A 26,211-nucleotide genomic window follows, 5' to 3' on the forward strand; every position below is an offset into this window, starting at 1 on the left:
TCGGGCCTGCGAGGCGGGGAGGGTTCAGTGGAGATTACTAAGCGGTAACTTAACTCGTCCGTCTGAGCGTACCCACTTCTGGCCCGGCAATGTAGCCGGGCTCGCGGTGATCTGCGTCGCTGAGGGTTGCCTTAGGGCGGGTCCGGGAGCTACAGGACCTCGGTCCGCAGCTCCCTTGTCTACAGCACCTCGGCCAGCCCGCGCCCGCACCGGTTGCGGCTGTCGAACACGTACGAGGCCTCGCGCGTCACCAGGTCGTAGTCGAAGCAGTCGTGATCCGTGGCGATCACCACCGCGTCCGCCGCGCGCACCTCCGGCGCGGTCAGCTCCACACAGAGCACCTCGGCCGGCAGCCGCAGCGGCTCGGCGTAGGGCTCGACGGCGCGGACGCGGGCGCCGCGGGCCAGGAGCAGTTCGGCGACGGTGACCGCGGGGGACTCCCGTACGTCTCCGGTGTTCTTCTTGTACGCGAGGCCGAGGATGAGGACATGGGCGCCGGCCAGCGGGCGGCCGATGCCGTCCTCGACACGGCGGACGACCTGCTCCGGCATCCCGTCGTTGATCTCCTGCGCGAGCGAGACGAAGCGGACGTCGTGCTGCAGCCGGCGCCGCACCTCCCAGGACAGATACGAGGGGTCGACCGGCAGGCAGTGCCCGCCGACGCCGGGCCCGGGGTAGAAGGGCATGAACCCGAACGGCTTGGTCGCCGCCGCGTCCACCGCCTCCCAGATGTCCACGCCGAGCGGCCGTGCGCACAGCGCGAGTTCGTTGACCAGGGCGATGTTGACCTGCCGGAAGGTGTTCTCCAGAAGCTTGGTCAGCTCGGCCGTACGGGTGGAGGTGACCGGGACCGTACGCGTCACGATCCGGTCGTAGAAGGCCTCGACGGCCTCCAGGGAGCGCTCGTCGACACCCGAGACGACCTTGGGGGTGTTCTCCAGGCGCCAGCGGGAGTTGCCCGGGTCGATCCGCTCGGGGCTGTAGCCGAGGTGGAAGTCGCGCCCCGCGCGCAGCCCGCTGCCCTCTTCGAGCAGCGGCGCGAGCATGTCCTCGGTGGTGCCGGGATAGCTCGTCGACTCCAGGACGACGGTTGCGCCTGGGCGCAGGTACGGGGCGACGGAGCGGCCCGCGCTCTCGATGTACGAGAGGTCGGGGGCGCCCTCGCGCAGCGGCGTCGGGACCGTGATCACACAGACGTCGAAGCCCTCGGCCGCCTCGGGTTCGTCGCTCACTTCGAGCAGGCCGGAGTCGAGCGCCGCGATCAGCCGCGCCGAGTCGATGTCCTCCACGTACGAGTCACCCGCCGTCAGCTGCTTGACGCGCCGCTGGTCGGTGTCGATGCCCACGACCCGCAGACCGGTCTCCGCGGCGCGCAGTGCGAGCGGCAGGCCGACATAACCGAGACCGATGATCACGACGCGCTCGGACGGAGCGGTTCTCGATTCGGCCGTGCTCTGCGCCATGAGGAGTCCTCAATTCGACTGATTCTGATCGATATCGACCAGGTGTTTCGGTCAGATGCGATGAAGCGGATCGTGTTATTCACCACATATTGGGACATAGCGAACTAGCTTATGGAGCGCTCGAACCCGGTGGGCGCGTGCCGCATCACCCCGATACCGCAACAGAACGGGCGTTTTCCATGAACGGCGACTCCATGACGTATCTGGTCACCGGCGGTGCCGGATTCATCGGTTCGCATCTCACCGAGGCCCTGCTCGCCCGCGGTGACTCCGTCGTCGTGCTCGACGACCTCTCCACGGGGGACCGCGCCAACCTCGCGGCGGTCATGAACCACCCGCGCCTGCGCTTCGTGCGCGGCTCGGTCCTCGACGCCGAACTCGTCGCGGACCTCACCGGCCGCTGCGGTGCCGTGGTCCATCTCGCGGCCGCCGTCGGCGTACGGCTGATCGTCGAGCAGCCGCTGAAGTCCTTCGTCACCAACATCCGCGGCACCGAGAACGTGATCGCCGCGGCCCACCGCCACCACCGCCCGCTCCTTCTCGCCTCCACCTCGGAGATCTACGGCAAGAACGGCGCGGGCCCGGTCGACGAGAACGCCGACCGGATCCTCGGCCAGACCGGCATCGCCCGCTGGTCCTACTCGACCGCGAAGGCCGTCGACGAGATCCTGGCCCTCGCCCACCACCGCGAGTTCGGGCTGCCGGTCGCGGTCGTCCGGCTCTTCAACACCGTCGGACCGCGCCAGTCACCCGCGTACGGCATGGTCATCCCGCGCCTGGTGCGCCAGGCGCTGGCCGGCGAACCCCTGACCGTGCACGGCGACGGCCGCCAGCGCCGCTGCTTCGCGCATGTCGCCGACGTGGTCGACGCGCTCCTGAAGGTGCTCGACCACCCGGGCGCCGTCGGCGGCATCTTCAACGTCGGCACCGGCGAGGAGACCTCCATCGCCGAACTCGCCGCCCGCATCGTCGCCCGCACCCAGAGCCCCTCGCCCGTCGTCCTCGTGCCGTACGAGCAGGTCTACGCGAGCGGCTTCGAGGACATGGAGCGCCGTGTCCCCGACACCACCCGGCTGCGTGAACTCACCGGCTGGGCGCCCCGGTTCGGGCTCGACGAGATCCTCGACTCGACGATCGCGGAGATGCGCCGCCGGGGGACCGACGCCCCGGGAGTCCCGCGCCCGGCCCCCGCGGACCTCGCGTACCTGCCGCGGGCCTGACAGGACTGAAGGCCATGCTCTACACCCTCGTCGCGGCCGTCGCCGCCGTACTCCTGACCGCGCTGCTCACGCGCTTCGTCCGCGTACTCGCCCTGCGCACCGGCCTGTTGGACCGGCCCGGTGCCCGCAAGGCGCACAGCCGTCCGACGCCGCACCTCGGCGGCGTCGCGGTGGCCGCGGGCACCCTCGCGGTGAGCTGCACGGGGTACGCCCCGCTCGGCCCCGGCACGGAACGGCTCCTGTGGGCCGCGTCGGCCCTGGCCCTGCTGGGGCTCGTGGACGATCTGCGGCCGCTCGGCGCGCGGATCCGTCTGGTGGTGGAGACCGTGGCCGCGTTCGTCGTCGTGTACGACACGGAGCTGACGCCGCTCGCGGCGGCCTGCGCGCTGGTGTGGATCGTCTTCGTGACGAACGCCTTCAATCTGCTCGACAACTCCGACGGTGCGATGGGCACGGTCGGCGTGGTCACCGCGCTCGGGCTCGCGCTGTGCGCGGCGGCCGAAGGCCGGTCGGGCCTCGCGCTGGTGCTCACCGTCCTGGCCGCGTCGCTCGGTGGGTTCCTCGGCCACAACTGGCATCCGGCCAAGATCTTCCTCGGCGACTGCGGTTCGCTGTTCACCGGCTTCCTGCTCGCCTCGGCGGCGGTCACGGTGCACACCGGACACGAGACGCTGCCCACCGCGCTCGGCCTGCTGACCCTGACGGTCGTCGTCACCGCCGACACCGCCCTCGTCGTCGTCTCGCGCCGCCGCGCGGGCCGTCCGCTGCTGATGGGCGGCACCGACCACACCGCCCACCGGCTGCGCCGGGTCGGGTTCACGGTGCCGGGGGCCGCGGTGGTGCTCGGCGCGGTGGCGTTCGCGGGCACGCTGACGACGTTCCTGATGCACCGCGGCGTGGCGGGCCCGAGCGCGGCAACTCCCTTGCTGCTCGCGGTGATCGGCGGCCTCTGGGCGCTCCTGAAGGTCCCGGTGTACGGGGCACAGGCGAGGCTCGGCGGCCCGGCGACGCGTACGGCCGCCGCCGGGGGTGCGCGCACCCCTGCCAGGACGTCGGCGCGTCCGGTGCCCACCGGTGCGCTGCGCACGGCGACCGCCGGACGGGGGCGCCCCGTCGGCGGCCCGCGCACGGTGGCCGCCGCCGCGGCCCGCCCGGCCGACGGACCGCGCACCCTTGCGCTGCGCACGAGTACCACCCGTACGCGTCCGGTGCCCGGTACACGGGCGAGCGGCACGCCCGCGGCCGGAACGTTCCTCCCCCCGGGCGGCGGCCGCACCGCCGCGGCGCCGAGTGGCGCTCAGACCTCCGCATCCACGAGCGGCGGCCGCACGCCCGGTGTGCCGAGCAGCGGGCGCGCACCCGGTGTGCCGAGCAGCGGCCGTACGTCCTCGACCCCCGCCGCCGGACGCCCGGTCGCACCCCCGCGCGGCCCCAAGTCCCCCACCCCCACCGGCCGGACGCGACGCGGTCTCGCCGCCCTGACCCGCACCGTCCTCGCCGCGCGCCGCGCGCAGCCGGGCGCGCACCCCACGACGGCCGACCTGGCCCGCGGCTGACATACCGGCGCACCCACGAGCGCCGGACGCGACCGCACGACCCACGGCCCGTCACCACGCGCACACGACCCACGGCCCGTCACCACCCGCCATCCTCGAAGGGGCCCCGCCCATGACCACCCTGCACGCCGGCACCGGCCCGCCGCCGCCCCTGCCCCCGGCGGTGGCCGCCGCCACCGTGCCCTGTGCGGGCGTGCCGATCGCGGCGGTCACGCCGGCCGAGGGCGCGGCCGCGGTCGTCCGGCTCGCGGCCCAGGGAGTGGCCGCCGATGTGCACCTGTGCAACGCGTACACGCTCGCGCTCGCCGACACCGACCCCGCGCTGCACCGGCTCCTCAACGCGGCCGCGCTCAACCTCCCCGACGGACAGGGCGTGGTGTGGGCCAACCGTCTGGTGCATCGCGACCGCACCCTGCCGCGCGCCCGCGTCTACGGCCCCGACCTCTTCCTCGACGTCTTCCGTACGGGCCAGACGGTGGGCCTCACCCACTACCTGCTCGGCTCCACGCGCGAGGTGCTCGACGCCCTGACCGCCGAGCTGAGGGCCCGCTTCCCGCGCGCGCTGATCGTGGGTACCGAGGCCCCGCCCTTCCGCGAGCTCACCGACGGCGAACGGGCCGCGCAGGCCGCCCGTATCGCCGCATCCGGCGCGCAGATCGTCTGGCTCGGCCTCGGCACTCCGAAGCAGGATCACGAGGCCGCCCGCCTCGCCGCACTCCACCCGGCGGTCTACGTCGCGGTCGGCGCGGCCTTCGACTTCGTTTCCGGCAACAAGCCGCAGGCGCCGGCCCTGATGCAACGCACCGGCCTGGAATGGCTGTTCCGCCTGTGCAGCGAGCCGCGGCGGCTGTGGCGGCGCGTCCTGTGGGGCCATCCCCGCTTCCTGCGCGCGGCTTTCCGGGGACCTCGCGCGGGCGCCGCGGCCCCCGGGGCCGCCGCAGTTCCTGGGGCCGCCACACCCCATGCAACCCGCGCACCCCGTACTTCCCCCGCTTCCCGCCCAGCGGAGAAGGGCCCCCGCCCATGACCACGCTCCTGCGCCACTCCCTCCTGCACCGCACCCGCCGCGCCGTCCAGCGCATCGGCATCGACATCTGCCGCTACCCGGGCAGTTGGTCGGGCCCCCAGCTCGTGCAGCTCCTGCGCCGCGCCGAGATCGACACGGTCCTCGACGCCGGCGCGCACGCGGGCGGTTACGGCTCGATGCTGCGGGCCGCCGGTTTCGACGGCCGCATCGTCTCCTTCGAGCCGCTGCCCGGGCCGCGCGCCGAACTCCTCCAGGTCTCGGCCGAGGACGACCGCTGGACGGTGCTCCCGTACGCGCTCGGCGACACCGACGGCACGACCGTCATGAACGTGGCGGGCAACGCGGGAGCGTCCAGCTCGGTCCTGCCGATGCTGCCCCGCCACCGCAGCGCCGCCCCGCACGCCGCGTACACCGGACGGCAGACCGTCGAGGTGCGCCGGCTCGACGGCCTGTGGGAACAGGCCACGGCCCCGGGCGAACGGGTCTTCCTCAAGCTCGACGTCCAGGGCTTTGAAGCCCATGTCCTGCGCGGGCTCGGGGAGTTCACGGACGAGATCGCAGGGCTGCAGATGGAGACCTCGTTCGTGCCGCTGTACGAGGGCGGGCTCCTCTTCGACGAGGCCCTTGCCTACGGGCGCAAGAAGCTCGGCATGACCGTGATGGCCGTCCTGCCGGGCTTCATCGATCCGCACACCGGCCAGATGCTCCAGTGCGACCTCGTGCTGTTCCAGGAGTCGGACTGTCACCAGGACACGGCCGCCGAGCGTGCGGAGGCCCGCGTATGACCACGCGCCGACTGCGGATCGCGCTGGTGCACAGCTTCTACGGGACGGCTGCGCCGAGCGGCGAGAACCATGTGCCCCTCGACCAGGCCGAGGCCCTGCGCCGGGCCGGCCACGAGGTGCACCTGGTGACCGTCGCCACCGACGAGCTGTCCGCGCGGCCGCTGTACCCGGTGCGCTCCGCCCTCACGGTGATCGGCGGCCGCGGCCGCTCACCGCTGGGCCGGCTGCGGGAGCTGCGCCCGGACATCGTCCATGTGCACAACCTCTTCCCCAATTACGGCCGCACCTGGGTGCGCGACTGGCAGGGCCCCCTGGTCTGCACGCTGCACAACTACCGTGCCCTGTGCGCCAACGCGGTCCTCTACCGCGACGGACAGATCTGCACCCGCTGCCCGGACGGCGACCGCTGGGCCGGCCTGCGCGCCGGCTGTTACCGCGACTCGGCCGCCGCGACCCTGCCGCTCGCCTGGGCGGGCCGCAAGGGCCCACTCGGCGACCCGCTGCTCGCCCGCGCCGACCGCGTCATCGTGCTTTCGGAGCTCAGCCGCGCCACGTATGCGCGGGCGGGGCTGCCGGCCGAGCGGATGGCGTTGCTGCCCAACTTCGTGCCCGACCGCAGTGGCGCCCTGCGCGTGCGGCCCGACCGCCGCTGGGTCTGCGTGGGGCGCCTCACGAAGGAGAAGGGCATCCTCGACCTGCTGCGCAAATGGCCCGCCGACGAGCCGCTCGACGTCATCGGCAACGGGCCGCAGGAGGCCGAGTGCCGTGCGGTCGCCGGCCCCCAGGTGCGCCTTCTGGGCGCCCTGCCGCGCGAGCGGGTGCAGGCGCTGCTGCCGCACTACACCGGACTCGTCTTCTCCAGCCGCTGGTTCGAGGGCGCGGTGCCCCAGGTGTACGGCGAGGCGCTGGCCGCCGGAGTGCCGGTCGTCGCGCTCGACGGTTCGTGCGTACCGGGCGCGGTGCGCGCCGAGGGCACCGGGCTCACCGTGTCCTGGGACGAGCCGCTCGACGGGGTGCTGCGGGAAGCGGCGGTCCGGTTCCCGGGGATGCGGGCGCACTGCCGACAGGTCTACGAGGGGTCGTACGCCGAAAGCACCTGGGTCGGTCGCATGGAGCGGCTCTACACGGGGCTCCTCGCCGCGCCCCGGGACATGGAGGTCCTGGTATGAGCGGGCGCCGCGTCGCTCTGGTGCTGCCGTACCTCACGGCGTACCGCATGCCCTTCCTCGACCGGCTGCGGCAGGAACTGGCAGGCAGCAGGATCGAGTTGACGATCGCGCACGGCGCTGCCACCGGCCTCGTCGCCGCACGCAAGGACCAGCTCGCGCTGCCCGGCGCCGTGCCGCTGCGCCAGCGCGTGCTGCGCGCCGCCGGGCGCGAACTGATCTGGCACGGGGGCGTCGGTGCGCTCGCCCGCAGCCACGACGCCCTGATCGTTCCCCAGTCTCTGCACCACCTGCGGGTGTATCCGCTGCTCGCCCGGCGCCCCACGCGCATCGGGCTGTGGGGCCACGGCCACACCCACGTATCGGCGCACGGCAGGCCCGAGCAGTGGGCCAAGGCCCGTCTCACCCGCCGTGCCGACTGGTTCTTCGCCTACACCGAGGCGGGCGGCGCCTACGCCGAGCGCGCGGGGCTGCCCGCAGGACGGGTCACCGTCGTCCAGAACTCCCTGGACACCACGGCCCTGGCCGACGCCCGGGACCGGGTGACCGAGAGCGAGGTGCGGGAACTGCGCGCGCGGCACGGTCTGACGTCCGGACTCACCGGGTTGTACATCGGCGGCCTCGACGCACTCAAGCGCATCGGGTTCCTGCTGTCCGCCGCCGAGCGGATCGCCGAGCAACTCCCAGGATTCCGGCTGCTCGTGGCGGGCGACGGCGCCGAACGCGCCCTCGTGGAGGCCTGCCCGGCCGCCGTCTACGTCGGCACCGCGGACACGGCCGCCAAGGCGCGGCTCGGTGCGGTCGCCGACGCGATGCTCGTGCCGGGCGCGGTGGGCCTGTGCGCAGTGGACTCCTTCGCGCTGCGCACCCCGCTCGTCACCACGCCCTGGGCCTACCACGGTCCTGAGTTCGGCTATCTGGAGCACGGCCGCAACGCGCTCGTCGTCCAGGACGACGCGTACGCGCGGGAAGTGGCCGAACTTCTCTGCAGGCCAAGGGAGTTGGCGCGACTGCGCCGAGCGGGCCGCTGTGACGCCGGGCGCTACACCGTCGAGGCGATGGCACAGCGGTTCGCGCACGGTATCGAAGGGCTGCTCACGCATGGCACTTGAAGCACGGACCAAGAAGATCCTGCGCAGGGCGGGCATCGCCGGAGGGATCCTGGTGCTCGCCCTGGCCGGGCTCGGCGGCCTGCTCTACGCGAAGCTCGACAGCAACATCCGCACCGATGAGGCCACCGAGCGTGCCCTGCGCGCCGACCACGGCTCGCGCCCGAACCGGCCGGCGGGCAAAGCCCGCAACATCCTGCTCCTCGGTACCGACAGCCAGGCCGGCTGGGGCTCCACGCGCGCGGACACCGCGATCCTGCTCCACCTGTCCGCCGACCGCCGCACGGCCTCGATGACGAGCGTCCCGCGCGACCTGATGGTGGACATCCCGAGCTGCCTCACCCCGGAAGGCAACCGCACCGAGGCCGAGTACGCGCAGTTCAACTGGGCGTACGAACGGGCGGGCGCGGCCTGCACGATCCGCACGTTCGAGAAGCTCAGCGGCGTACGCGTCGACCACCATCTGGTCGTCGACTTCTCCGGGTTCATGAAGGTGGTCGACGCGGTCGGCGGCGTCGAGGTCGATGTGGCCGAGCCCATCAGGGAGCCCGAGTACGGCATCACGCTCAAGCCCGGGCGGCAGCTCGTGAAGGGCAAGGACGCGCTGGTCTTCGTACGGACGCGGGTGGGTGTCAGCGACGGCAGCGACCTCCAGCGCATCGAGCGCCAGAAGGACTTCCTGCGCAGCCTGGTCGCGAAGGTCACCGCCACGGGCACCCTGACCAGCCCCACGCGTGTGTACCCGCTGCTCGACGCGGTGACCTCCTCGCTGACCGCCGACGCGGCCATGGACTCACCGGCCGAGCTGTACTCGCTGCTCAAGAGCGTGCGGACACTGCCGGCCAGTGCCCTCCGGGTCGTCACGCTGCCCAGCACCGAGCACCCCGACTACGTCGGCCGCTACGAGATGGTCCCGGACGAGGGCGCCGCGCTGTTCAAGGCCCTGCGCACGGACAAGCCGCTGCCCGCGCACCTGTACAACGCGTACGACAAGGAAGGCCACCGGGAGCGGCCGTACTTCGAGAAGTCCTAGGGCCTGATCCGTCGGACAGACCCTGGGCCCGCGCGGCGCCCGGTGCAGGGCGTCACGGCGTGAGCGCCCATCCTGGGCTGCGGCCTGCGCGGTCGATCACCGGCTGGAAGTCCGCCCAGGTCGCCGCCGGTTTCGGGGACCCCCACACCTGCTGGGACAGCATGCGCAGCGGACGGTACAGGCCGTGGGCGACCTGTTGTTCGTTCTGCTGGCCGGGGATGTCGCACCACACGTGCAGCTTCGCGCCCAGGCTGCGGGAGTGGTGTGCGGGCGCCAGGGTCCGGCCGCCCTCGAACAGATGGGGGTGCCACCGCTCGTAGCCGAAAACGCTGTCGGGCTTGTTGCCGCCCAGGATGTAGTACGTGGGCTTCCAGCTGGCGTTGGTGATCAGGTGACCGTTGTCCACGTGCTGCTGCGGGGGCAGACCGTGCGTGTACCAGACTTCGAGGACCACATTCGGGTCGACCTTGACGACCCCTCCGCCGTGCGCGCCGTCGCTCCATGCGCGAGCCGTCTTCCCGTGCGAACGGACCAGCCGGTTCGCCCAGTTGATGAACGCCAGATACGCGTCCTTCGCATCGGCCCTGGGACCGAAGCGCTTCCGGGCGTACGCGCGGAGATGGGGAAACCTCTCGCCGTTGGCCCCGTACTCATCGGCTCCGATGTGGAAGTAGGGGCCGGGGAAGAGCTTCAGATACTCGGTGTACAGGTCCTTCACGAGGCGGTACGCGGCCGGATTGGTCAGGTCCACGGCACCGCGGCGGGCGTTGCCGTCTTCGTCGGTGAGCCGGAGCTCCTGGTGCGTGTCCAGGATGGCCTCCATATGCCCCGGTGCCTCGATCTCGGGTACCACCGTGATCTTGTATCGGGCTGCGAGCGCGATCAGCTGCCTGATCTCGCTCTTGGTGAGGTGCTCGCTCGATACGACCTCCGGGTGGGAGTCGCTCTCGATACGGAAGCCTTCATTGTCGGTGAGATACAGGTGCAGGTAGTTCAGCTTGAGGTAGGCGAGTTCCTTGATGTGGGCGGCCAGCCAGCGCGGGGTGAAGTACTTGCGGCCGACATCGACCATGAGGCCGCGCTCCGGCTTGAGCGGCCAGTCACGCGCGGTCCCCGCCGAGACGGTGTGCCCTTGGCGCAGCAGCTGGAGGACGGTACGGGTGCCGTAGAACACGCCGGGGTCGGTGCGGGCGGCCACGGTCATGGACCTGCCGACACGGAGTGCGTATCCCTCGCGCCCGAGAGCACGATCGGCGGAGCCGAGGGTGAGGTAGAGGTCGCCGGGCCTCAACGTGTCCGTGGTGCCGGTGACTTCGGCCGGTGCGGAGCCGGTCAGCTCCCGCAGATCGGCGGCGAAGGTGCGCGAGGTGTCGGCCAGCGCCTCGGCGTGTGCCCGGCTGCGCACGATGCGGGTCCGCGTCGGGTCGTAGTGGTACGCGCCTTGGGTGCCGTGCCATTCGCGCAAAGCGGGCACAGCGGATGGGACGGCGTTGCGGCCGCCTGCAGGCCTGGCTTCGGCCGGCGCCGGTTCAGCGGTCGCAGTGCAGAGTACGGCGGCCAAGCTCACGGCACCGATCGCCGCCGCCAGGGTGACCTTCGGACGCGCGGCAGTTGTCGGGTTCATACGTGCTCCGGTTGTCCGGCCCCGGCCAGGCGCAGGGGGGTGGGCTGTGACAAGTGCGGCCACGGACCGCCCCGGGGCGCCGCGACCGGCAGGAACGGCGCGAGCAGATGGCGCAGGAACTGGGTCTCCGTGAGGTGGCGGACGGCCCAGCTTCGGGCGCGGGCCGCCTGGGCGAGCAGCTCCCGCGGGTCTGCCGTCAGCAACTCCCGTACGCGGTCCGCCGCTTCGCGCGGGGTGTCGAGGCGGTGCAGTCCGTCCTCGGGTCCGGGCAGCCAGTCGAGGTCCGCCTCGCGGGAGGTGACGTGCACGCGGCCGGCGCACAGGGCGATGGGCAGGCGGTCGGAGGCGTAGCCGTCGTAGCGCCGGTAGCGGTTCCAGCCGGCCGTGACCAGAGCCCGCCGCATCGCGGTCAGCTGCTCGCCGTATGGCACCGGGCCGCGGGCGTACCGGCCGCGCCAGCTGCGCCCGTACACGGCGAGATCACAGCCGTCCATGCGGTCGAGCAGCCGGACGAGGGCGAGCCGGCCGCGGTCGTCGGGCAGCAGCTCGACCCCCAGGAAGGTGCGCCGCGTGCCGAGGAACGCCACCTCGCGGCCGGCCGGGCCGGGGTCGGCGGTGTCGGCCGCGAACCGCAGCGGGGCCACGTTGGGCGCGTAGTAGGCCGGGGCACCGGTGGCCCGGTGCAGCAGGTCGAGCTGCTCGCCGCCGGCGGCGCTGAAGACCGCGGCGGCCCGCCGCATCCAGTGCAGATTGCTCTCCCGCGGCCGCTTGAGCCACCCGCCCCAGGCGTCGCCCTCCCAGACGACCAGCGGCGGATCGCCGAGCAGGCGCAGCACCTCGTCCACCTGCGGGCGGGTCCACGCGCGTGACTGAGGGCTCTGGACGAGCACCAGGTCGGGGCGCTCCATCGCGGCGACCCCGGCGAGGTCCAGGAGTGTCACGGCCGGGGCCAGATACCGGTGCCGTACGAGGCCTTCGGCGGCGAGTGCGGCGAAGGCGCGGACGAAGGAGTTGTCGGCGCCGTCGTCACGGACGTCGTTGCTGATCTGCAGGACGAGGGGAGGCTCGGCCATGAAGGCTCCTGGGCTGAGGGTTCGAGGTGCGAGGGGGTGGGGTGCGCGGCGTCAGTTCGTCCGGGGCGAGAGCGTGCGTGCTGAGAGCGTGCGTGTTCAGAGCGTGCGGGCGAACCACGACACGTACGCCTGAGCGGTGTCGGTCATCGAGAACTCGGTGCGGACGCGCCTGCTCCCCAACTCGCCGAGCGCCAGCCGGTGTTCAGGATCCTGTGCGAGCCGCAGCATGGCCCCGGCGATCTCGGCGGGCCGGTCGACCCGGACGAGATGCCCGGCCTGCCCGACCACCCACGGCACCGCACCGCTGTTGCGGCCGGCCACCACCGGGATGCCGAGGGCGAGCGCCTCGGCGCAGATCATCGAGAAGGACTCCACGCGTGAGGGGTGCACGAGGACATGCGCCTCGGCGGCGAGGCGTTCGAGCAGCCGCGCGTGCGGGATCGGACCGGCGAACTCCACGCCTTCGGTGAGCTGTTGGTTCTTCGCCCAGGAATGGGCGGCCCCGCCGGTCTCGTGCGCGACCCCGAACATGACGAGCCGCGCCTCGGGCAGCCGCTCCCGTACGAGCGAGAAGGCCCGCAGCGCGGCGGCGGTGTTCTTCCAGCGGCCCCAGCCCTGCGAGGCCGTGGCGAACACCGGGGCGCGGCCCGGTTCGGGCGCCCGCTGGGTGGGGAGTGCGTCGGCGCGTACGGCGTTGGGGATGACCTCGATGGGCCGGCGGACTCCGAGGCAGCGCCTGAAGTGGTCTGCTGTGTAAGGGCTGTTGGCGCTCAGTGCCGTGGCGCGGTGGGCGGCGGGCACGGCCATCGTGTGCCGGGCCCAGCGGTAGCCGCTGCGCATCTCCCACGCGTAGCGCAGCGGGGTGTCGCGGGCCGTCACGCACGTGGGGTGTCCCGAGGCGAGGGCGCCCAGGGCGAACTCGTACGTCCAGTGCGCGCTGACCACGTCGACCCGCTGTTCGCGCAGCGCCGCGGCGAGCCCCTGCCGCTCCGCGCGGAACAGGTCGCGGGCGCGGCCCTGCGCGCGCATCGGCACCACGACGAGCCGCAGCCGCTCACCGGTGAACTCGCTGCGCTCGCGCACCTGGTCGCTGAGGGCGACCACGGTGATGTCGTGGCCCTGCTCCCACCAGGTGCGGGCCAGCCAGCCGGTGGACGGCCCGGGATGGACCGGGGGCAGCGGGGCGTCGAAGGCCTCCCGCAGCGGGTCGAGGTCTACCGGGCCGGTGAGGGCGATGCGCATACGAGCTCCTGCGAGGGGAGGGCGGAGGGGGCCGCGCCGCGGCCCAGGGCGGTACGGACGGCGGGCACCCGCCGCCACCACGGGCGGCAGGCCACGGCGGCGGTGAGCACGGCAGCGGTGGAGAGCAGGGCCTGCGTGAAAGAACCCCCGGGGGCGAGCAGCGTGGCTGTCCGGCCTGCCGCGAACAGGCCGAGTCCCAGGGCGGCGTGCATGAGATGGGCCCGTAGCAGCGGGGCGGCGGGCAGTACGGAGTGCCGGCTCCAGCGCCGCAGCTGCAGGCTGTGTCCGAGCGCGGGGGCGGTGGTGGCCAGGGCCAGGACGGTGAGGCTTCCGGTGAGGGCGGCGAGGGCGATGGCCGCGGCGGTGCCGGCGATCACCGCGGCCTGGGTGACGAGGGAGGCGCGGGGCGCGCGTCGGATCTGGTCGAGGGAGTTGCCCGTGGAGCACAGGAGCGCGCAGGCCGCGCCGAGCGCAAGGGCGGGCAGCAGTGCGGCGGCGGTCTCCCAGCCGGGGCCGAGCAGGATGAGCAGCCAGTCGGGCCCGGTGGCGGCCACGGCACCGAAGCCGAGGAAGCCCACGCCCGACGTCACGCACAGCAGGTCCTGTGCGGCTCGCGCGGGCAGCGTTCCGCCGTCGCGGGCGCGGGCCTCGGCGAGTTCGGGGGACGCGGCCCGCTGCAGCCCTTGCGCGAGCGCGGTGAGCGGGATGCCGGTGGCCAGCGAGGCGCGCGAATACCAGCCGGTGGCGGCGGGCCCGAACAGGGCGGAGGCGCACCACAGGGGTGCGTTGTTGGTGGCCGACTGGACCATGCCGTATCCGGCGAAGAACCCGGACTGGCCGAGGAGTTCGCGTACGGGCACGGCGGGACCGCCGGGCAGCCGGTGCAGCGTGCCGCCCGCCGCCGTCCAGGCGAGGACGAGCAGGGAGGCGGCGGGCGCGGCGGCCGCGAGTCCCCAGGGGGTCCAGCCGGCGAGCAGCAGCCCGAGGGCCGCCGCGCAGCCGGCGACCTGTCCGCCGGTTTCGAGGAGCGCCGCCTGCCGGGCCTGTCCCGCCCGCCGCAGCACGGCGAGCGCTGTCCCGCTCAGGGGCGCCAACAGCAGCTGTACGCCGAGCAGTTGGACCAGACGTACGGTCTCGGCGTCGGCCCACCGTCCCAGCCCGAGCGCCGCCACCTGGACCGCGGCGGTGCTGCCCGCGCCGGTGACCGCGCCGACGGTCAGGGCGCTGCGCACCAGCGGCCGGGTGAGGCGGTCGGCGCGCAGCAGACACGTGGGCAGGCCGGCCGCGGCCACGTAGCCGAAGAGGGAGCCGAGGGTGCAGGCGAGCGCGTAGCGGCCGAAGGAGTCCGGGGCGACGAGCCGGGCGGTCACGGCGGTGTAGCAGAGCAGCACCGCCACCGAGACCGCGGATCCGCCCGTGGACCAGGCGAATCCGCGCGCGACGCGGCGGCTCATACCGGTTCCGGCACCCGGCCGGTCTCGTCCGTCGCCGCGATCGCCGCCCACGGGTCGGCGGGTGGCGGGGGGACGTCGAGATGTGAACTGAACATGTGGCGCAGGGCGTTGAGGTTCGTGAGTCGCTCGCGTACCCAGCGGTGCCCGGCGAGGCCCGCCGTGTGCAGCTCCTCCGGGTCGGCCCGCAGCAGTTCCTTCACCAGGGCGACCGCCTCGGCGGGCGAGTCCGCAAGGTGCAGACCGCACTCGGGACCCGGCAGCCAGGGGGCGTTGAGTGGCCGGGTCGTCACATGCGGGCGGCCGGCGAACAGGCTGATCGGCAGCCGGTTGGAGAAGTACCCGTCCCGGCCTGCGAAATGGTCCCAGTTGGCGCTGATCCGCGCCGTGCGCAGCGCCGTCAGCTGGTCGTCGAACGGAACGGGTCCGAGCGCGCCCGGGCCGCGCCACCCGTTGCCGTACACCCCGAACCGGCAGCCGGGCAGCCGCTGCAGCGAACGGACGAGACGCACCCGCTCCCGCGCCCCGTCGATCCGCTCGAACAGACCGAACCGTACGAAGCAGCTGCCGATGTGCAGGACGTCGTACGCGGCCCCGGACGGATGCGGCACCGGGTCCTCGGTCCACAGCCGCTCGGGCACGGTCTGCGAGATGTAGCGCGGCGGCCGTGCGGTGTGGCGGCCGAGCAGCTTGCCCTGGACGCCGAGACCGACGGTGTACACCGTGTCGGCGTACCTCAGCCATGCGACGAGGGAGGCGGGCAGCGCCTTGCGGCCGCCCCAGGGATCGCCCTCCCACAGCACCACGGTCGGTGCGTCGAGCGCCAGCAGCAGGTCCGCCACGTCCTTGTCGGTCCAGGGGAAGCGGCCGGGCGTCTGCACGAAAACCAGCTCCGGACGGGCCTGTTCGGCCACCCGGCGGATCTCGCGCAGCGCCTCCTCGCGGCCGTCGCGCGCGAGCAGCGCGACGGGCGCGAGCGGTACGTGCGTGAGCAGACCGTCGGCGGCCAGCTCGCGGAAGGCCTTGCCGAAGCTGAGGTGGACCTCGGGGTGGGTGTCGTTGGTGAGGTGCAGCACGGTGGGCGCGGTCATGGCGGGCCTCCCGTCAGACCTGGGGCTGCGGGGCGGGCGCGGCGGCGGGCGTGCGGGCTCCGGGGACCTCCGCGAGCTCGGCGTCCGTCATGATCCGGGCGAGTTCCGGGGTGAGCACGGCGGGCTTCCAGCCAAGATCGCGCTCGGCCTTGGAGGCGTCACCGACGAGATCCGGGACCTCGGACGGCCTCAGGTACCGCTCGTCGAAGCGGACATGGCGCTCCCAGTCGAGGCCGACGTGCGCGAAGCAGAAGGTCAGGAAGTCGCGGACGCTGTAGCTGGTGCCGGTGGCCACCACGTAGTCGTCGGGAGTGTCCGTCTGCAGCATCCGCCACATGGCGTCCACGTACTCGGGCGCATAGCCCCAGTCGCGGCGCGCCTCCAGGTTCCCGAGGTGCAGGTACTGCTGCTCGCCGCGCGCGATCCGGGCCGCGGCCCGCGCGATCTTGCGGGTCACGAAGGTCTCGCCGCGGCGCGGGGACTCGTGGTTGAACAGGATCCCGTTGACCGCGTGGATCCCGTACGCCTCCCGGTAGTTGCGGGTGATCCAGTACGCGTAGACCTTGGCGCAGGCGTACGGGGAGCGCGGGTGGAAGGGCGTCGTCTCCGACTGCGGAGGTGCGGTGATGCCGTACATCTCGGAGCTGGACGCCTGGTAGAAGCGGCAGGGCAGCCCGGTCATCCGGATCGCTTCGAGCAGCCTGGTCGTGCCCAACCCCGTGGTGGTGCCCGTGAATTCGGGCTCGTCGAACGACACCCGTACATGTGACTGGGCGGCCAGGTGGTAGACCTCGTCGGGCTGGATCTGCTCCAGGAGCGTGGTGATCCGCGAGCCGTCCGCGAGGTCGCCGTAGTGGAGCCGCAGACGTGCGTCGGGCTCGTGCGGGTCCTGGTAGAGGTGGTCGATCCGGGTGGTCGAGAAGGTCGAGGAGCGGCGGATCAGGCCGTGCACCGCGTACCCCTTGGACAGCAGCATTTCGGCGAGATACGAGCCGTCCTGACCGGTGATACCGGTGATCAGCGCGATACGGCGGGACATGGTCGCTCCAGGGGCGAAGAGGCGGGGCGGGGGAGGTCGGACCCGGTGGGCGGGTCCTGGCCGGCGGTGGACCGGGGGATGTCGGTGCGCGGGCCGGAGATGCCGGCGTCAGGGCCGGAGGTGTCGGCGTGCGGCCGGGCGACCAGGACGCACCAGATGACGACGACGAAGAGCACGCGGTCGGAGAGGCCGCTGAGGTTGCGCAGCGGCGACTCGGTGGCGCAGGACACGAGGAAGAGCGCGACGAGAGCGACGGACAGGCCCTTGGTGTCGGCGGACGTCCGGCGCGCGTGGAAGGTCATGGTCACCAGGAGCGCCGTCAGTCCGAGGAGACCGAACAGACCGGCGGAACCCATGGTGTGGAGCACCTGGTTGTGGGCCTGGCCGATCCAGGAGTCCTCCGTGCCGAAGAGCTGCAGCCGGTGCGCGGGGTCGAAGAGGTTCGGGCCGTAGCCGAACAGCGGCTCGCGCAGGAACTCCTCCCAGGCCAGCCGCCAGGCGAGCGTGCGTCCGTTGGCCTCGGCGAACTGCGGGTCGGCGACGGTCGCCAGGAGCTGCGCCTGGGTGCCCGGCAGCAGGGCCGTGACGGCGAGGGCCGCGCCGCCGACGGTGAGCACCGCGGCCTTGCGCACCGTGTGCCGAGGGTCGATGTGCAGGAAGACCACCGCGGCCGCGGCCACCCAGGCGGTCCTCGACTGCGTGAGCAGCAGCGTGAACAGGGCGGCCGCCGCGTGCAGCGGCCACATCCCGCGGCGGGCGACCGAGCAGACCTCGAGCAGCAGCGCGGTGGCCGCGAGGGGGCCGAGCGCGTTGGGGTTGCCGGACAGGCCCATCAACTGGCCCCATCCGGTGCCGAGATAGTCCCGTCCGGTGCCGCCGTCGCCGGGCAGCAGGAACGCCCAGTCGTGCGGCATGAGCACGATCGAGAGCAGCGAGCCGTAGACGTAGCAGCGCAGGATGATCCGCAGCTGGCCGAGGAGCTGCGGAAAGGGCTGGTGCGACGTCAGGTAGAGGGTGGCGAACAGCAGCGGGCCGACCAGCGCCATCGCGCCGGTGCGGCCCTGGTTGCTGAGCACCGCCGACACGATCCCGGCCGCCGTGAACAGTGCGGCGGCCAGGGCGACCCGGGCCGAAGGGCCGCTCACGACCAGGTCAGGGGTGTCCAGGGAGCGCAGCCGCAGCCGTCGCATGGTGGGACCGAGCAGCAGCATCATGGCGATCACGAGCACCGCGAGGACCAGGGCCTGCGAGAACAGCAGTGTCGGACCCGAGAGATACGGCTGGTCGCTCTGCCGGTCGGAGCCGTGGCTGATGTGCGGCAGGAACGGCGCGAGCGCGGTGGTGCCGAGCCCGAGGACCCAAAGGAGCAGCCGTCCGTCCAGCTTCACCGGCCCACCCCGGCCCGTACCAGCGTCTTCACATACGGCGACATCATCAGGACCGGCGCCCGGTAGCCCGTGTGCCGCAGGCAGTACCGCCACCAGGCGCGCGGCGGCAGTTCACGCGTGGAGGCGAGCCGGCGCAGCGCCTCGCGCGGGCCGATGCCCGGCTCGCGGGACCCCGTCAGCGGGGGGTTGCGGCGGCAGCGGCCGATGTGGCGCGGGGCGACCACGGCGGGGATGCCGGCCTTGCGGACCCGGAAGCCGTGGTCGTAGTCGCCCATGCCGTGCGGGAAACGCTTGTCGACATCGCCGACCCGGGCGCGTACGGCGCTCGGGATGAGCACCACATTGCCGTTGTACGTGTCGCACGGCTCGGGCCGTCCGGTGGGTTCGACCAGGTCGAGACCGGGGCCGCGGCGGCCCGAGTAGGTGGTGCGCTCCCCGTCGTGCACCGCGCCCACCACGACCGCACCCGGCTCCTGGTGACCGACCGTCAGGAGGTGGGCGAGCGCGTCGTCGTCGAGGACCACGTCGTCGTTGAGCCACAGCTGGTGGGTGAAGGGCGGGCGGTCGGCGCCGCGGCTGTTGCGGCTGGCGATCCGCATCCCGTGCCCCCAGAACACGTCGTCGCCGACGCTCATCAGGGCCACGTCGGGGTGGTGGCGGCGTACCGCTTCGGGGGTGCCGTCGGTGGAGCCTGCGTCGACCAGATGGATCTGCAGTTCGGTGCCGGCCGACAGATCGCACTGCCGCTTCAGGGAGTCGAGCGCCGACAGGGTTGTCGCGCAGCGGTTGTGACTGGTCATCAGAACGGCCACGAGGGGTTGCACCACTTGAGCTCCTCGGGTAGGGCGCTACCGGGAGAATGCCGCATAACTGACTAATCTCATGGTTTGGACATACCGCCACGAGTAGGTCAGGTATCCCGCCCGCGAGCAGGCCGGGGCGCCGCCACGATCCGAAGAGGACGCAGCTTGGAACTCCGTCGCACCGCCCGAGTGCACATCGCCGGTCATCGCGGACTCGTCGGCTCGGCCCTCGTCCGCCACTTCACCGCGCAGGGGTTCACCAACCTGCTCCTGCGCTCGTCGGACGTGACCGATCTGCGGGACCGCGACGCGGTGCGCAGACTGTACGCAGCCGAGCGCCCGCAGGCCGTGGTCCTGGCCGCCGCCCGGGTCGGCGGCATCGCCGCCAACGCCGCGCGGCCGGTCGACTTCCTCTCCGACAACCTGCGGATCCAGCTCAATGTGCTCGACGCGGCACGGGAGTTCGGCGTCCAGCGGCTGCTCTTCCTCGGCTCCAGCTGCATCTATCCCAAGTACGCTCCGCAGCCCATCCCCGAGTCGGCGCTGCTCACCGGCGCCCTGGAACCCACCAACGACGCGTACGCCATCGCCAAGATCGCCGGCATCCTGCACGTACAGGCGATGCGCCGGCAGTACGGACTGCCGTACATCGCCGCGATGCCCACCAACCTCTACGGGCCGAACGACAACCTCGACCCGCGCACCAGCCACGTCCTGCCCGCCATGCTGCAGCGCACCCACGAGGCGCACATCCGCAAGGCCGCGCAGATCACGCACTGGGGCACCGGCACGCCACGGCGCGAGTTCCTGCACGTCGACGATCTGGCGCGGGCCTGCCTGTTCCTCCTGGAGCACTACGACGGGGACGCGCCGGTCAACGTCGGCACCGGTGAGGACGTGGAGCTGCGCGAACTCGCCGAGCTGGTCGCCGAGACGGTCGGCTACCGCGGCACGGTCGCCTGGGACGCGAGCCGTCCCGACGGCACCCCGCGCAAGCTGCTCGACACCTCGGTGATCAACGCGCTCGGCTGGAAGCCCGAGATCTCCCTGCGCGAGGGCGTGCGCCAGACCTACGACTGGCTGCGCGCCCGCGCGTAACCGCTGTCCGCTCCCCCGCTCGTCCCCGTACCGCTGCCCGCTCCCACCCGTACGTCCCCTGCTCCACCCCGTACCCCCCTCGCCCTGCACTCCCCACAGTCAGGAGTACGCCGTGGATCTCCGCGGATTCCTCAAGATCATCGCCAGACGGTGGCCCCTGGCCACCGCCGTCCTGCTGCTCGGCATCGCGGCGGGCTGGACCGTCACCGCCGTCACGACCCCCGTGTACGAGGCCCGCACCCAGCTGTTCGTCGCGACCCACAGCGCCGAGGGGGACACCACCCAGCTCAACCAGGGGCAGAACTTCTCCCAGGCGCGGGTCCAGTCGTACGCGGCCATCGTCGCCACCGACCAGGTCACCGAGCCTGTGGTGCGCGACCTGGACCTCGACACCACGCCGCGCGCCCTGGCCTCGCGGATCACGGCCGAGGCCCCGCTCAACACCGTGCTGATCAACATCCGCGTCGCCGACACCGATCCGCGGCGCGCGGCCGCCGTGGCCGACGAGGTCGCCGAGCGGTTCGCGAAGGTCGTGGAGGAGCTGGAGACCCCGGCCGGTGCGCGGACGGCGCCGGTGCGTCTCGGCATCACCGAGCACGCGGCCGTACCGTCGGTGCCGGTCGCGCCCAACGCGCTGCTCAACCTTGCCGCGGGTCTGCTCGCCGGGGTGCTCGGCGGTATCGCCCTCGTCGTGCTCCTGGAGACCCTCGACACCACGTTCAAGCACCACACCGCGCTCGCCGAACTCACCGGGCTCCCGGTGCTCGGCATCATCCCGTTCGACAAGGAAGCACCCGAGCACCCGCTCGTGAACGCCGTACCCGGCCACTCGCCGCGCGCCGAGGCCTTCCGCAGGCTGCGCACGAACCTGCAGTTCGCGCAGGTCGACGAGCGGCCCAAGGTCCTGGTCGTGTCCAGCTCGATGCCGGGCGAGGGCAAGACCAACACGGCGGCGAACCTCGCCCTTTCGCTGGCCGAGGCGGGGATCAGGACCTGTCTGGTCGACGCCGACCTGCGCCGCCCGTGCGTGGCCCGCACGTTCGGGCTCGTCCAGGACGCGGGCCTGACCACGGTGCTCATCGGCCGCGCCGGGCTCGACGACGTCATGCAGGAGGGCCCGGGCGGCCTCTCCGTCCTGACCAGCGGCGCCGTACCGCCGAACCCGACCGAACTGCTCGCCTCCGCGCGGATGGCCGAGACCCTGAAGGACCTCGCCGGGCGCTACGAGGCGGTTGTGGTGGACACCGCGCCGCTGCTCCCGGTCGCCGACACGGTCGGCCTCGCCCCGCTCGCCCAGGGCGCCCTGCTCGTCGTACGGGCGTCGAAGACCTCCCGCGAGCAGGTCCGCATGGCCACCGAGGCGCTGCGCACGGTGGGGGTGCGCACGCTCGGGACGGTCTTCTCGGTGGTGCCCACGGCGAAGTCCAAGGGCTATGGCACGTACGGGAGTTACGAGCCGAGGTCCGAGGAGAAGGGCCGCCACCGGATGCCGGTGCCGCGCACCAACCGGGCGCGGGAGGGTGTGGCGCTCTCGTATCTCGCGGGGGACAAGTAGCCGGTACGCACGGTGCTGTGACGGACCGTCACAGCACGGCGGTGCCGGTGTGCGCGACGAGATAGACCCCGCACAGCGCGGAGAGGACGGCCGCGGCGGCCAGGACCGCCGCGGCCGTCCGCGTGCGCAGCCGGCTCAGGAGCACGGCGAGCGGAAGGAGCAGGCCGAAGGCCGGCAGCAGGAAGCGCGGCCGGGAGTGGAAGTACCCGTCGCCGCCTAGCACGATGGCCACCAGGACCGTGCTGAAGACGAGCAGCGGCAGCGGCTGGCGCTGCCGGACGCCCACGACGATCAGCGCCACCAGCGCCGCGCCCGCGGTCACCAGGGCGAGCGCGATCTCCGGCCGTCCGGCGGCCAGTTGGTCGGCGACCAGGTGCAGTGACCCGGCGCCGAAGTCGTAGTGCGAGCCCCACGAGCCCTGGATGGCGAAGTACCCGGTGAGTCCGCCGCCGAAGGCCCGGCCCGACCAGAGCACGTAACCCGCCCAGCCGAGCGGGGCGATGAACAGGGCGGCGAGGAGCGGCGCGTACGGACGGCGCCTGTGGAGCAGGGCGGCGAGGGCCGCCACGCAGACGGCCGCCACCACCGCGATACCGGTGGGGCGGGTGAGCCCGGCGGCCACCGCGAGCGCGGCGGCCGCGACCCACTGGCCCCGCAGCACCGCGTACAGACTCCACACCGCGCAGGCCGTGAAGAGCGATTCGGTGTACGCCATGGACTCCACGACCGCGTGCGGCAGTACGCCCCACAGGACGGCGAGCAGGACACCGGTGCGCGGGCCGTGCAGCAGCGTCCCCAGGCGGAACAGGCCGAGTGCGGTGAGCAGCGCGGCGCTCCAGGAGAGCAGCAGCGCGCAGGCCGCGGTGTCGAAGGGGAGCACCAGGTCGGCCGTGCGGACCAGCCAGGGGTAGAGCGGGAAGAACGCCATCGGCTCCTTCGGGTTCGGGTAGGCCGCCACGTCCGCGGCGTACCCGTGCCGGGCGATGGCGAGATACCAGCGGGCGTCGCCGACCTGCGTGAAGGGGGAAAGCAGCGGGCGCCCGCCCGCGAGCGCCCAGCCGGCGAGGGCGATGGCACCGGCGGCGCGCGCGGCGAGATAGGCGAGGACCGCGACGGCCGGTTCCCGCGCCACGGCGAGACCGCCGGTGCGCAGACGTGGGGCGATGTCCGCCAGAGCCATGACTGCCTGCCCTCTTCTTCCTCGCAACTGTCTAATCTGTCCGCATACTTCTCTATTCAGCGTGTTTCTTGGTGTCTATCAGTGTCTAACCGTGTCTATCCGGTGGGTTTCTCAGTGAACGGAGCTCATGTCGTGGTGTCGGTCTTGTTCGTCTGCACGGGAAACGTCCACCGCTCGGTGCTCGCGGAACGTCTGCTCGCCCGGCACGCACCCGGCCTGCGGGTGTCCAGCGCGGGTACGGAAGCGGTGCGCGGCGCGGGCATGGACGCGGCCACGCGCTCGGTCCTCGCCCGCTTCGGCGCCACCGGCCCGGGGTTCGTCTCGCGGCAGCTCACCGAGGAGCTCGTGGCCGGCTCCGACCTTGTGCTCGGTCTCGCCCGCGAACACCGCGAGGCCGCGGTCCGGCTCTGCCCCTCGGCACTGCGGCGCTGCTTCACGCTGCGCGAGTTCGTCCGTCTGACCGGCGCGGTGCAGCCGGAGCCGGGGGCCGGGGCGGTGGCCGCGGCGGCCGCCGCGAGGGGGCGGCTGCCGGTGCCCGCGGCCGGCGCGGATGACATCGCGGATCCCTGGGAACAGGGGTACGACGTGCTGCGCGAGTGCGCCGAGGACATCAATGCGGCGGTGGTGGAGGTCGCGCACCGGCTTTCGCGCCCGGAGTTGCCCGTAAGGACGGGATAAAAGTTGAGTCGGGCCCACTCAGGTCTGTTGCGTTAGCCCGTATGCCATGTCATCCTTGAGCCAGTTCCACTCAAGTCGTATGGAGGATTCGAAATGGCACGTGCGGTCGGCATCGACCTGGGCACGACTAACTCTGTCGTCAGCGTTCTTGAAGGCGGCGAGCCCACCGTCATCACCAACGCCGAGGGCGCCAGGACCACGCCGTCCGTCGTCGCCTTCGCGAAGAACGGTGAGGTTCTCGTAGGCGAGGTCGCCAAGCGGCAGGCCGTCACCAACGTGGACCGGACCATCCGCTCGGTGAAGCGCCACATGGGCACCGACTGGAACATCTCGATCGACGACAAGAAGTTCAACCCGCAGCAGATCAGCGCCTTCGTGCTGCAGAAGCTGAAGCGGGACGCCGAGGCGTACCTGGGTGAGAAGGTCACGGACGCGGTCATCACCGTGCCCGCGTACTTCAACGACTCCGAACGTCAGGCCACCAAGGAGGCCGGCGAGATCGCGGGTCTCAACGTTCTGCGTATCGTCAACGAGCCGACGGCCGCCGCCCTGGCCTACGGTCTCGACAAGGACGACCAGACCATTCTCGTCTTCGACCTCGGTGGCGGCACCTTCGACGTCTCGCTGCTCGAGATCGGCGACGGCGTCGTCGAGGTGAAGGCCACCAACGGTGACAACCACCTCGGTGGTGACGACTGGGACCAGCGCGTCGTCGACTACCTGGTGAAGCAGTTCAACAACGGTCACGGTGTGGACCTCGGCAAGGACAAGATGGCGCTCCAGCGCCTGCGCGAGGCCGCCGAGAAGGCGAAGATCGAGCTCTCGTCCTCGACCGAGACCACGATCAACCTGCCGTACATCACGGCCTCCGCCGAGGGCCCGCTGCACCTGGACGAGAAGCTCACGCGCGCCCAGTTCCAGCAGCTCACGTCCGACCTTCTGGAGCGCTGCAAGACCCCGTTCCACAACGTCATCAAGGACGCCGGCATCCAGCTGTCCGAGATCGACCACGTGGTCCTGGTCGGCGGCTCCACCCGTATGCCCGCCGTCGCCGAGCTCGTCAAGGAGCTGACCGGCGGCAAGGACGCCAACAAGGGTGTGAACCCGGACGAGGTCGTCGCCATCGGCGCCGCCCTGCAGGCCGGTGTGCTCAAGGGTGAGGTCAAGGACGTCCTGCTCCTCGACGTGACCCCGCTGTCGCTTGGTATCGAGACCAAGGGCGGCATCATGACCAAGCTCATCGAGCGCAACACCACGATCCCGACCAAGCGGTCCGAGATCTTCACGACGGCCGAGGACAACCAGCCGTCCGTGCAGATCCAGGTCTACCAGGGCGAGCGCGAGATCGCGGCGTACAACAAGAAGCTCGGGATGTTCGAGCTGACCGGTCTGCCGCCGGCGCCCCGTGGCGTCCCGCAGATCGAGGTCTCCTTCGACATCGACGCCAACGGCATCATGCACGTGACCGCGAAGGACCTCGGCACGGGCAAGGAGCAGAAGATGACCGTCACCGGCGGCTCCTCGCTGCCGAAGGACGAGGTCGACCGCATGCGCCAGGAGGCCGAGCAGTACGCGGACGAGGACCTGCGCCGCAAGGAGGCCGCCGAGTCCCGCAACCAGGGCGAGCAGCTGGTCTACCAGACCGAGAAGTTCCTCAAGGACAACGAGGACAAGGTCCCCGGTGAGGTCAAGACCGAGGTCGAGGAAGCCGTCACCGAGCTGAAGGAGAAGCTCAAGGGCGAGGACACGGCCGAGATCCGCACCGCCACCGAGAAGGTCCAGGTCGTCGCGCAGAAGCTGGGCCAGGCCATGTACGCCGACGCCCAGGCCGCGCAGGCGGCCGGCGGCGCCGACGCCGGTCCGCAGGACCAGGCCAAGGCCGCTGACGACGACGTCGTGGACGCCGAGATCGTCGACGACGAGAAGCCGAAGGACGGTGCCGCGTGACCGAGGAGACCCCCGGGTTCGACGAGCAGAACGAGCCCAGCGACGTCTCCTCCGGCGACACCTCCGAGGCCGCCGAGCCGAAGGCCGCCCCCGCTCCTGAAAAGGAGGGGGCGGCCCCGGCCGGGGACGCGACAGTGGCTCTGACGGCCCAGCTGGACCAGGTCCGTACCGCGCTCGGTGAGCGCACCGCGGACCTCCAGCGGCTGCAGGCCGAGTACCAGAACTACCGCCGCCGTGTGGAGCGGGACCGCATCCAGGTCAAGGAGATCGCCATCGCGAACCTCCTGACCGAGCTGCTCCCGACCCTCGACGACATCGGCCGCGCCCGTGAACACGGCGAGCTGGTGGGCGGGTTCAAGTCGGTGGCCGAATCGCTCGAGACGGTCGCCGCGAAGATGGGCCTGCAGCAGTTCGGCAAGGAGGGCGAGCCCTTCGACCCGACGATCCACGAGGCCCTGATGCACTCCTACGCGCCGGACGTCACCGAGACGACCTGCGTGGCGATCCTGCAGCCCGGGTATCGCATCGGCGAGCGCACCATCCGCCCCGCGCGGGTGGCCGTGGCCGAGCCGCAGCCGGGCGCGCAGACGGTCAAGGAGGCGGACTCCGCGGAGGCCGCCGCCGAGGACGGCAAGGAGAGCGGTGGCCCGGACGAGGGCTGACGCGGACGGATCCATCGGTAT

At 72.2% G+C, this 26,211-nt stretch carries 22 protein-coding genes; 12 read left to right on the plus strand and 10 right to left on the minus strand.

The window, feature by feature from the left end; genetic code table 11:
• Nucleotides 1-179 precede the first annotated feature (179 nt).
• Complete coding sequence (locus H9Y04_RS17780; RefSeq protein WP_187814846.1) at nt 180-1,463, minus strand: nucleotide sugar dehydrogenase; 1,284 nt, start codon at nt 1,461-1,463, stop codon at nt 180-182.
• A 179-nt stretch (nt 1,464-1,642) separates the two neighbouring features.
• Between H9Y04_RS17780 and H9Y04_RS17785 the strand changes: the two genes are divergently transcribed.
• From H9Y04_RS17785 to H9Y04_RS17815, 7 genes are all read left to right on the plus strand, one after another.
• Entirely contained in the window at nt 1,643-2,683 is a 1,041-nt protein-coding gene (locus H9Y04_RS17785; protein ID WP_236070948.1) for an NAD-dependent epimerase/dehydratase family protein, read from the plus strand.
• A gap of 14 nt (nt 2,684-2,697) precedes the next feature.
• Nucleotides 2,698-4,239: an MraY family glycosyltransferase gene (locus tag H9Y04_RS17790; protein ID WP_187814847.1), complete on the plus strand. Its 1,542-nt coding sequence runs from the start codon at nt 2,698-2,700 to the stop codon at nt 4,237-4,239.
• 112 nt (nt 4,240-4,351) lie between these two features.
• Complete coding sequence (locus tag H9Y04_RS17795; RefSeq protein ID WP_187814848.1) at nt 4,352-5,266, plus strand: WecB/TagA/CpsF family glycosyltransferase; 915 nt, start codon at nt 4,352-4,354, stop codon at nt 5,264-5,266.
• Entirely contained in the window at nt 5,263-6,051 is a 789-nt protein-coding gene (locus tag H9Y04_RS17800; RefSeq protein WP_187814849.1) for an FkbM family methyltransferase, read from the plus strand. The genes H9Y04_RS17795 and H9Y04_RS17800 overlap by 4 nt, the downstream gene beginning before the upstream one ends.
• Complete coding sequence (locus H9Y04_RS17805) at nt 6,048-7,220, plus strand: glycosyltransferase family 4 protein (protein WP_187814850.1); 1,173 nt, start codon at nt 6,048-6,050, stop codon at nt 7,218-7,220. The genes H9Y04_RS17800 and H9Y04_RS17805 overlap by 4 nt, the downstream gene beginning before the upstream one ends.
• Entirely contained in the window at nt 7,217-8,329 is a 1,113-nt protein-coding gene (locus tag H9Y04_RS17810; RefSeq protein ID WP_187814851.1) for a glycosyltransferase family 4 protein, read from the plus strand. Before H9Y04_RS17805 ends, H9Y04_RS17810 begins: the two co-directional genes overlap by 4 nt.
• Nucleotides 8,319-9,359, plus strand: a complete 1,041-nt coding sequence (locus tag H9Y04_RS17815) for an LCP family protein (RefSeq protein WP_187814852.1) — start codon at nt 8,319-8,321, stop codon at nt 9,357-9,359. Before H9Y04_RS17810 ends, H9Y04_RS17815 begins: the two co-directional genes overlap by 11 nt.
• A 52-nt stretch (nt 9,360-9,411) precedes the next feature.
• On the opposite strand, the gene H9Y04_RS17820 is transcribed toward H9Y04_RS17815, so the two are convergent.
• The 8 genes from H9Y04_RS17820 to H9Y04_RS17855 form a co-directional block, all read right to left on the minus strand.
• Nucleotides 9,412-10,983 (minus strand): beta-N-acetylhexosaminidase, encoded by a 1,572-nt coding sequence (locus H9Y04_RS17820; RefSeq protein ID WP_268980479.1) that lies wholly within the window; start codon nt 10,981-10,983, stop codon nt 9,412-9,414.
• On the minus strand, nt 10,980-12,056 hold the full coding sequence (locus tag H9Y04_RS17825; RefSeq protein WP_187814854.1) for a glycosyltransferase family protein: 1,077 nt from the start codon (nt 12,054-12,056) through the stop codon (nt 10,980-10,982). The genes H9Y04_RS17820 and H9Y04_RS17825 overlap by 4 nt, the downstream gene beginning before the upstream one ends.
• Nucleotides 12,057-12,152: 96 nt before the next feature.
• On the minus strand, nt 12,153-13,298 hold the full coding sequence (locus H9Y04_RS17830) for a glycosyltransferase family 4 protein (RefSeq protein WP_187814855.1): 1,146 nt from the start codon (nt 13,296-13,298) through the stop codon (nt 12,153-12,155).
• Nucleotides 13,271-14,752, minus strand: a complete 1,482-nt coding sequence (locus H9Y04_RS17835; RefSeq protein ID WP_187814856.1) for a lipopolysaccharide biosynthesis protein — start codon at nt 14,750-14,752, stop codon at nt 13,271-13,273. The genes H9Y04_RS17830 and H9Y04_RS17835 overlap by 28 nt, the downstream gene beginning before the upstream one ends.
• Entirely contained in the window at nt 14,749-15,840 is a 1,092-nt protein-coding gene (locus H9Y04_RS17840; protein WP_187814857.1) for a glycosyltransferase family protein, read from the minus strand. The genes H9Y04_RS17835 and H9Y04_RS17840 overlap by 4 nt, the downstream gene beginning before the upstream one ends.
• Nucleotides 15,841-15,853: 13 nt before the next feature.
• The gene (gene gmd / locus H9Y04_RS17845) at nt 15,854-16,879 is read right to left on the minus strand and encodes a GDP-mannose 4,6-dehydratase (RefSeq protein WP_187814858.1); all 1,026 of its coding nucleotides are present in this window, start codon (nt 16,877-16,879) and stop codon (nt 15,854-15,856) included.
• Nucleotides 16,858-18,267 carry an O-antigen ligase family protein gene (locus H9Y04_RS17850; protein WP_187814859.1) on the minus strand — a complete coding sequence of 470 codons (1,410 nt, stop codon included), beginning with the start codon at nt 18,265-18,267 and terminating at the stop codon, nt 16,858-16,860. Before H9Y04_RS17850 ends, gmd begins: the two co-directional genes overlap by 22 nt.
• The gene (locus H9Y04_RS17855; protein WP_187815113.1) at nt 18,264-19,067 is read right to left on the minus strand and encodes a glycosyltransferase family 2 protein; all 804 of its coding nucleotides are present in this window, start codon (nt 19,065-19,067) and stop codon (nt 18,264-18,266) included. Before H9Y04_RS17855 ends, H9Y04_RS17850 begins: the two co-directional genes overlap by 4 nt.
• A 168-nt stretch (nt 19,068-19,235) precedes the next feature.
• Here H9Y04_RS17855 and H9Y04_RS17860 point away from each other — a divergent pair, with 168 nt between their 5' ends.
• Nucleotides 19,236-20,168: a GDP-L-fucose synthase family protein gene (locus H9Y04_RS17860; protein WP_187814860.1), complete on the plus strand. Its 933-nt coding sequence runs from the start codon at nt 19,236-19,238 to the stop codon at nt 20,166-20,168.
• A gap of 112 nt (nt 20,169-20,280) precedes the next feature.
• A complete protein-coding gene (locus H9Y04_RS17865; RefSeq protein WP_187814861.1) occupies nt 20,281-21,723 on the plus strand; it encodes a tyrosine-protein kinase domain-containing protein in 1,443 nt (480 codons plus the stop codon).
• A gap of 28 nt (nt 21,724-21,751) precedes the next feature.
• On the opposite strand, the gene H9Y04_RS17870 is transcribed toward H9Y04_RS17865, so the two are convergent.
• Nucleotides 21,752-22,903 carry a putative hexosyltransferase gene (locus H9Y04_RS17870; RefSeq protein ID WP_187814862.1) on the minus strand — a complete coding sequence of 384 codons (1,152 nt, stop codon included), beginning with the start codon at nt 22,901-22,903 and terminating at the stop codon, nt 21,752-21,754.
• Nucleotides 22,904-23,035: 132 nt separating this feature from the next.
• On the opposite strand from H9Y04_RS17870, the gene H9Y04_RS17875 reads away from it, so the two are divergent.
• From H9Y04_RS17875 to grpE, 3 genes are all read left to right on the plus strand, one after another.
• Nucleotides 23,036-23,581, plus strand: coding sequence for an arsenate reductase/protein-tyrosine-phosphatase family protein (locus H9Y04_RS17875; RefSeq protein ID WP_187814863.1), 546 nt, complete (start codon nt 23,036-23,038; stop codon nt 23,579-23,581).
• A 93-nt stretch (nt 23,582-23,674) separates the two neighbouring features.
• Nucleotides 23,675-25,528, plus strand: a complete 1,854-nt coding sequence (dnaK, locus tag H9Y04_RS17880) for a molecular chaperone DnaK (RefSeq protein WP_187814864.1) — start codon at nt 23,675-23,677, stop codon at nt 25,526-25,528.
• Nucleotides 25,525-26,190: a nucleotide exchange factor GrpE gene (grpE, locus tag H9Y04_RS17885; RefSeq protein WP_187814865.1), complete on the plus strand. Its 666-nt coding sequence runs from the start codon at nt 25,525-25,527 to the stop codon at nt 26,188-26,190. The genes dnaK and grpE overlap by 4 nt, the downstream gene beginning before the upstream one ends.
• The last annotated feature ends 21 nt before the right edge of the window (nt 26,191-26,211 follow it).

The organism is Streptomyces polyasparticus (genome assembly GCF_014493765.1).
GTDB lineage: Bacteria > Actinomycetota > Actinomycetes > Streptomycetales > Streptomycetaceae > Streptomyces > Streptomyces polyasparticus.

Bases quoted from the DNA above. Each gene is read 5' to 3' on its own strand.
- H9Y04_RS17780 (WP_187814846.1), bottom strand. From the start codon at position 1,463: ATGGCGCAGAGCACGGCCGAATCGAGAACCGCTCCGTCCGAGCGCGTC.
- H9Y04_RS17785 (WP_236070948.1), top strand. From the start codon at position 1,643: ATGAACGGCGACTCCATGACGTATCTGGTCACCGGCGGTGCCGGATTC.
- H9Y04_RS17790 (WP_187814847.1), top strand. From the start codon at position 2,698: ATGCTCTACACCCTCGTCGCGGCCGTCGCCGCCGTACTCCTGACCGCG.
- H9Y04_RS17795 (WP_187814848.1), top strand. From the start codon at position 4,352: ATGACCACCCTGCACGCCGGCACCGGCCCGCCGCCGCCCCTGCCCCCG.
- H9Y04_RS17800 (WP_187814849.1), top strand. From the start codon at position 5,263: ATGACCACGCTCCTGCGCCACTCCCTCCTGCACCGCACCCGCCGCGCC.
- H9Y04_RS17805 (WP_187814850.1), top strand. From the start codon at position 6,048: ATGACCACGCGCCGACTGCGGATCGCGCTGGTGCACAGCTTCTACGGG.
- H9Y04_RS17810 (WP_187814851.1), top strand. From the start codon at position 7,217: ATGAGCGGGCGCCGCGTCGCTCTGGTGCTGCCGTACCTCACGGCGTAC.
- H9Y04_RS17815 (WP_187814852.1), top strand. From the start codon at position 8,319: ATGGCACTTGAAGCACGGACCAAGAAGATCCTGCGCAGGGCGGGCATC.
- H9Y04_RS17820 (WP_268980479.1), bottom strand. From the start codon at position 10,983: ATGAACCCGACAACTGCCGCGCGTCCGAAGGTCACCCTGGCGGCGGCG.
- H9Y04_RS17825 (WP_187814854.1), bottom strand. From the start codon at position 12,056: ATGGCCGAGCCTCCCCTCGTCCTGCAGATCAGCAACGACGTCCGTGAC.
- H9Y04_RS17830 (WP_187814855.1), bottom strand. From the start codon at position 13,298: ATGCGCATCGCCCTCACCGGCCCGGTAGACCTCGACCCGCTGCGGGAG.
- H9Y04_RS17835 (WP_187814856.1), bottom strand. From the start codon at position 14,752: ATGAGCCGCCGCGTCGCGCGCGGATTCGCCTGGTCCACGGGCGGATCC.
- H9Y04_RS17840 (WP_187814857.1), bottom strand. From the start codon at position 15,840: ATGACCGCGCCCACCGTGCTGCACCTCACCAACGACACCCACCCCGAG.
- gmd (WP_187814858.1), bottom strand. From the start codon at position 16,879: ATGTCCCGCCGTATCGCGCTGATCACCGGTATCACCGGTCAGGACGGC.
- H9Y04_RS17855 (WP_187815113.1), bottom strand. From the start codon at position 19,067: ATGACCAGTCACAACCGCTGCGCGACAACCCTGTCGGCGCTCGACTCC.
- H9Y04_RS17870 (WP_187814862.1), bottom strand. From the start codon at position 22,903: ATGGCTCTGGCGGACATCGCCCCACGTCTGCGCACCGGCGGTCTCGCC.
- dnaK (WP_187814864.1), top strand. From the start codon at position 23,675: ATGGCACGTGCGGTCGGCATCGACCTGGGCACGACTAACTCTGTCGTC.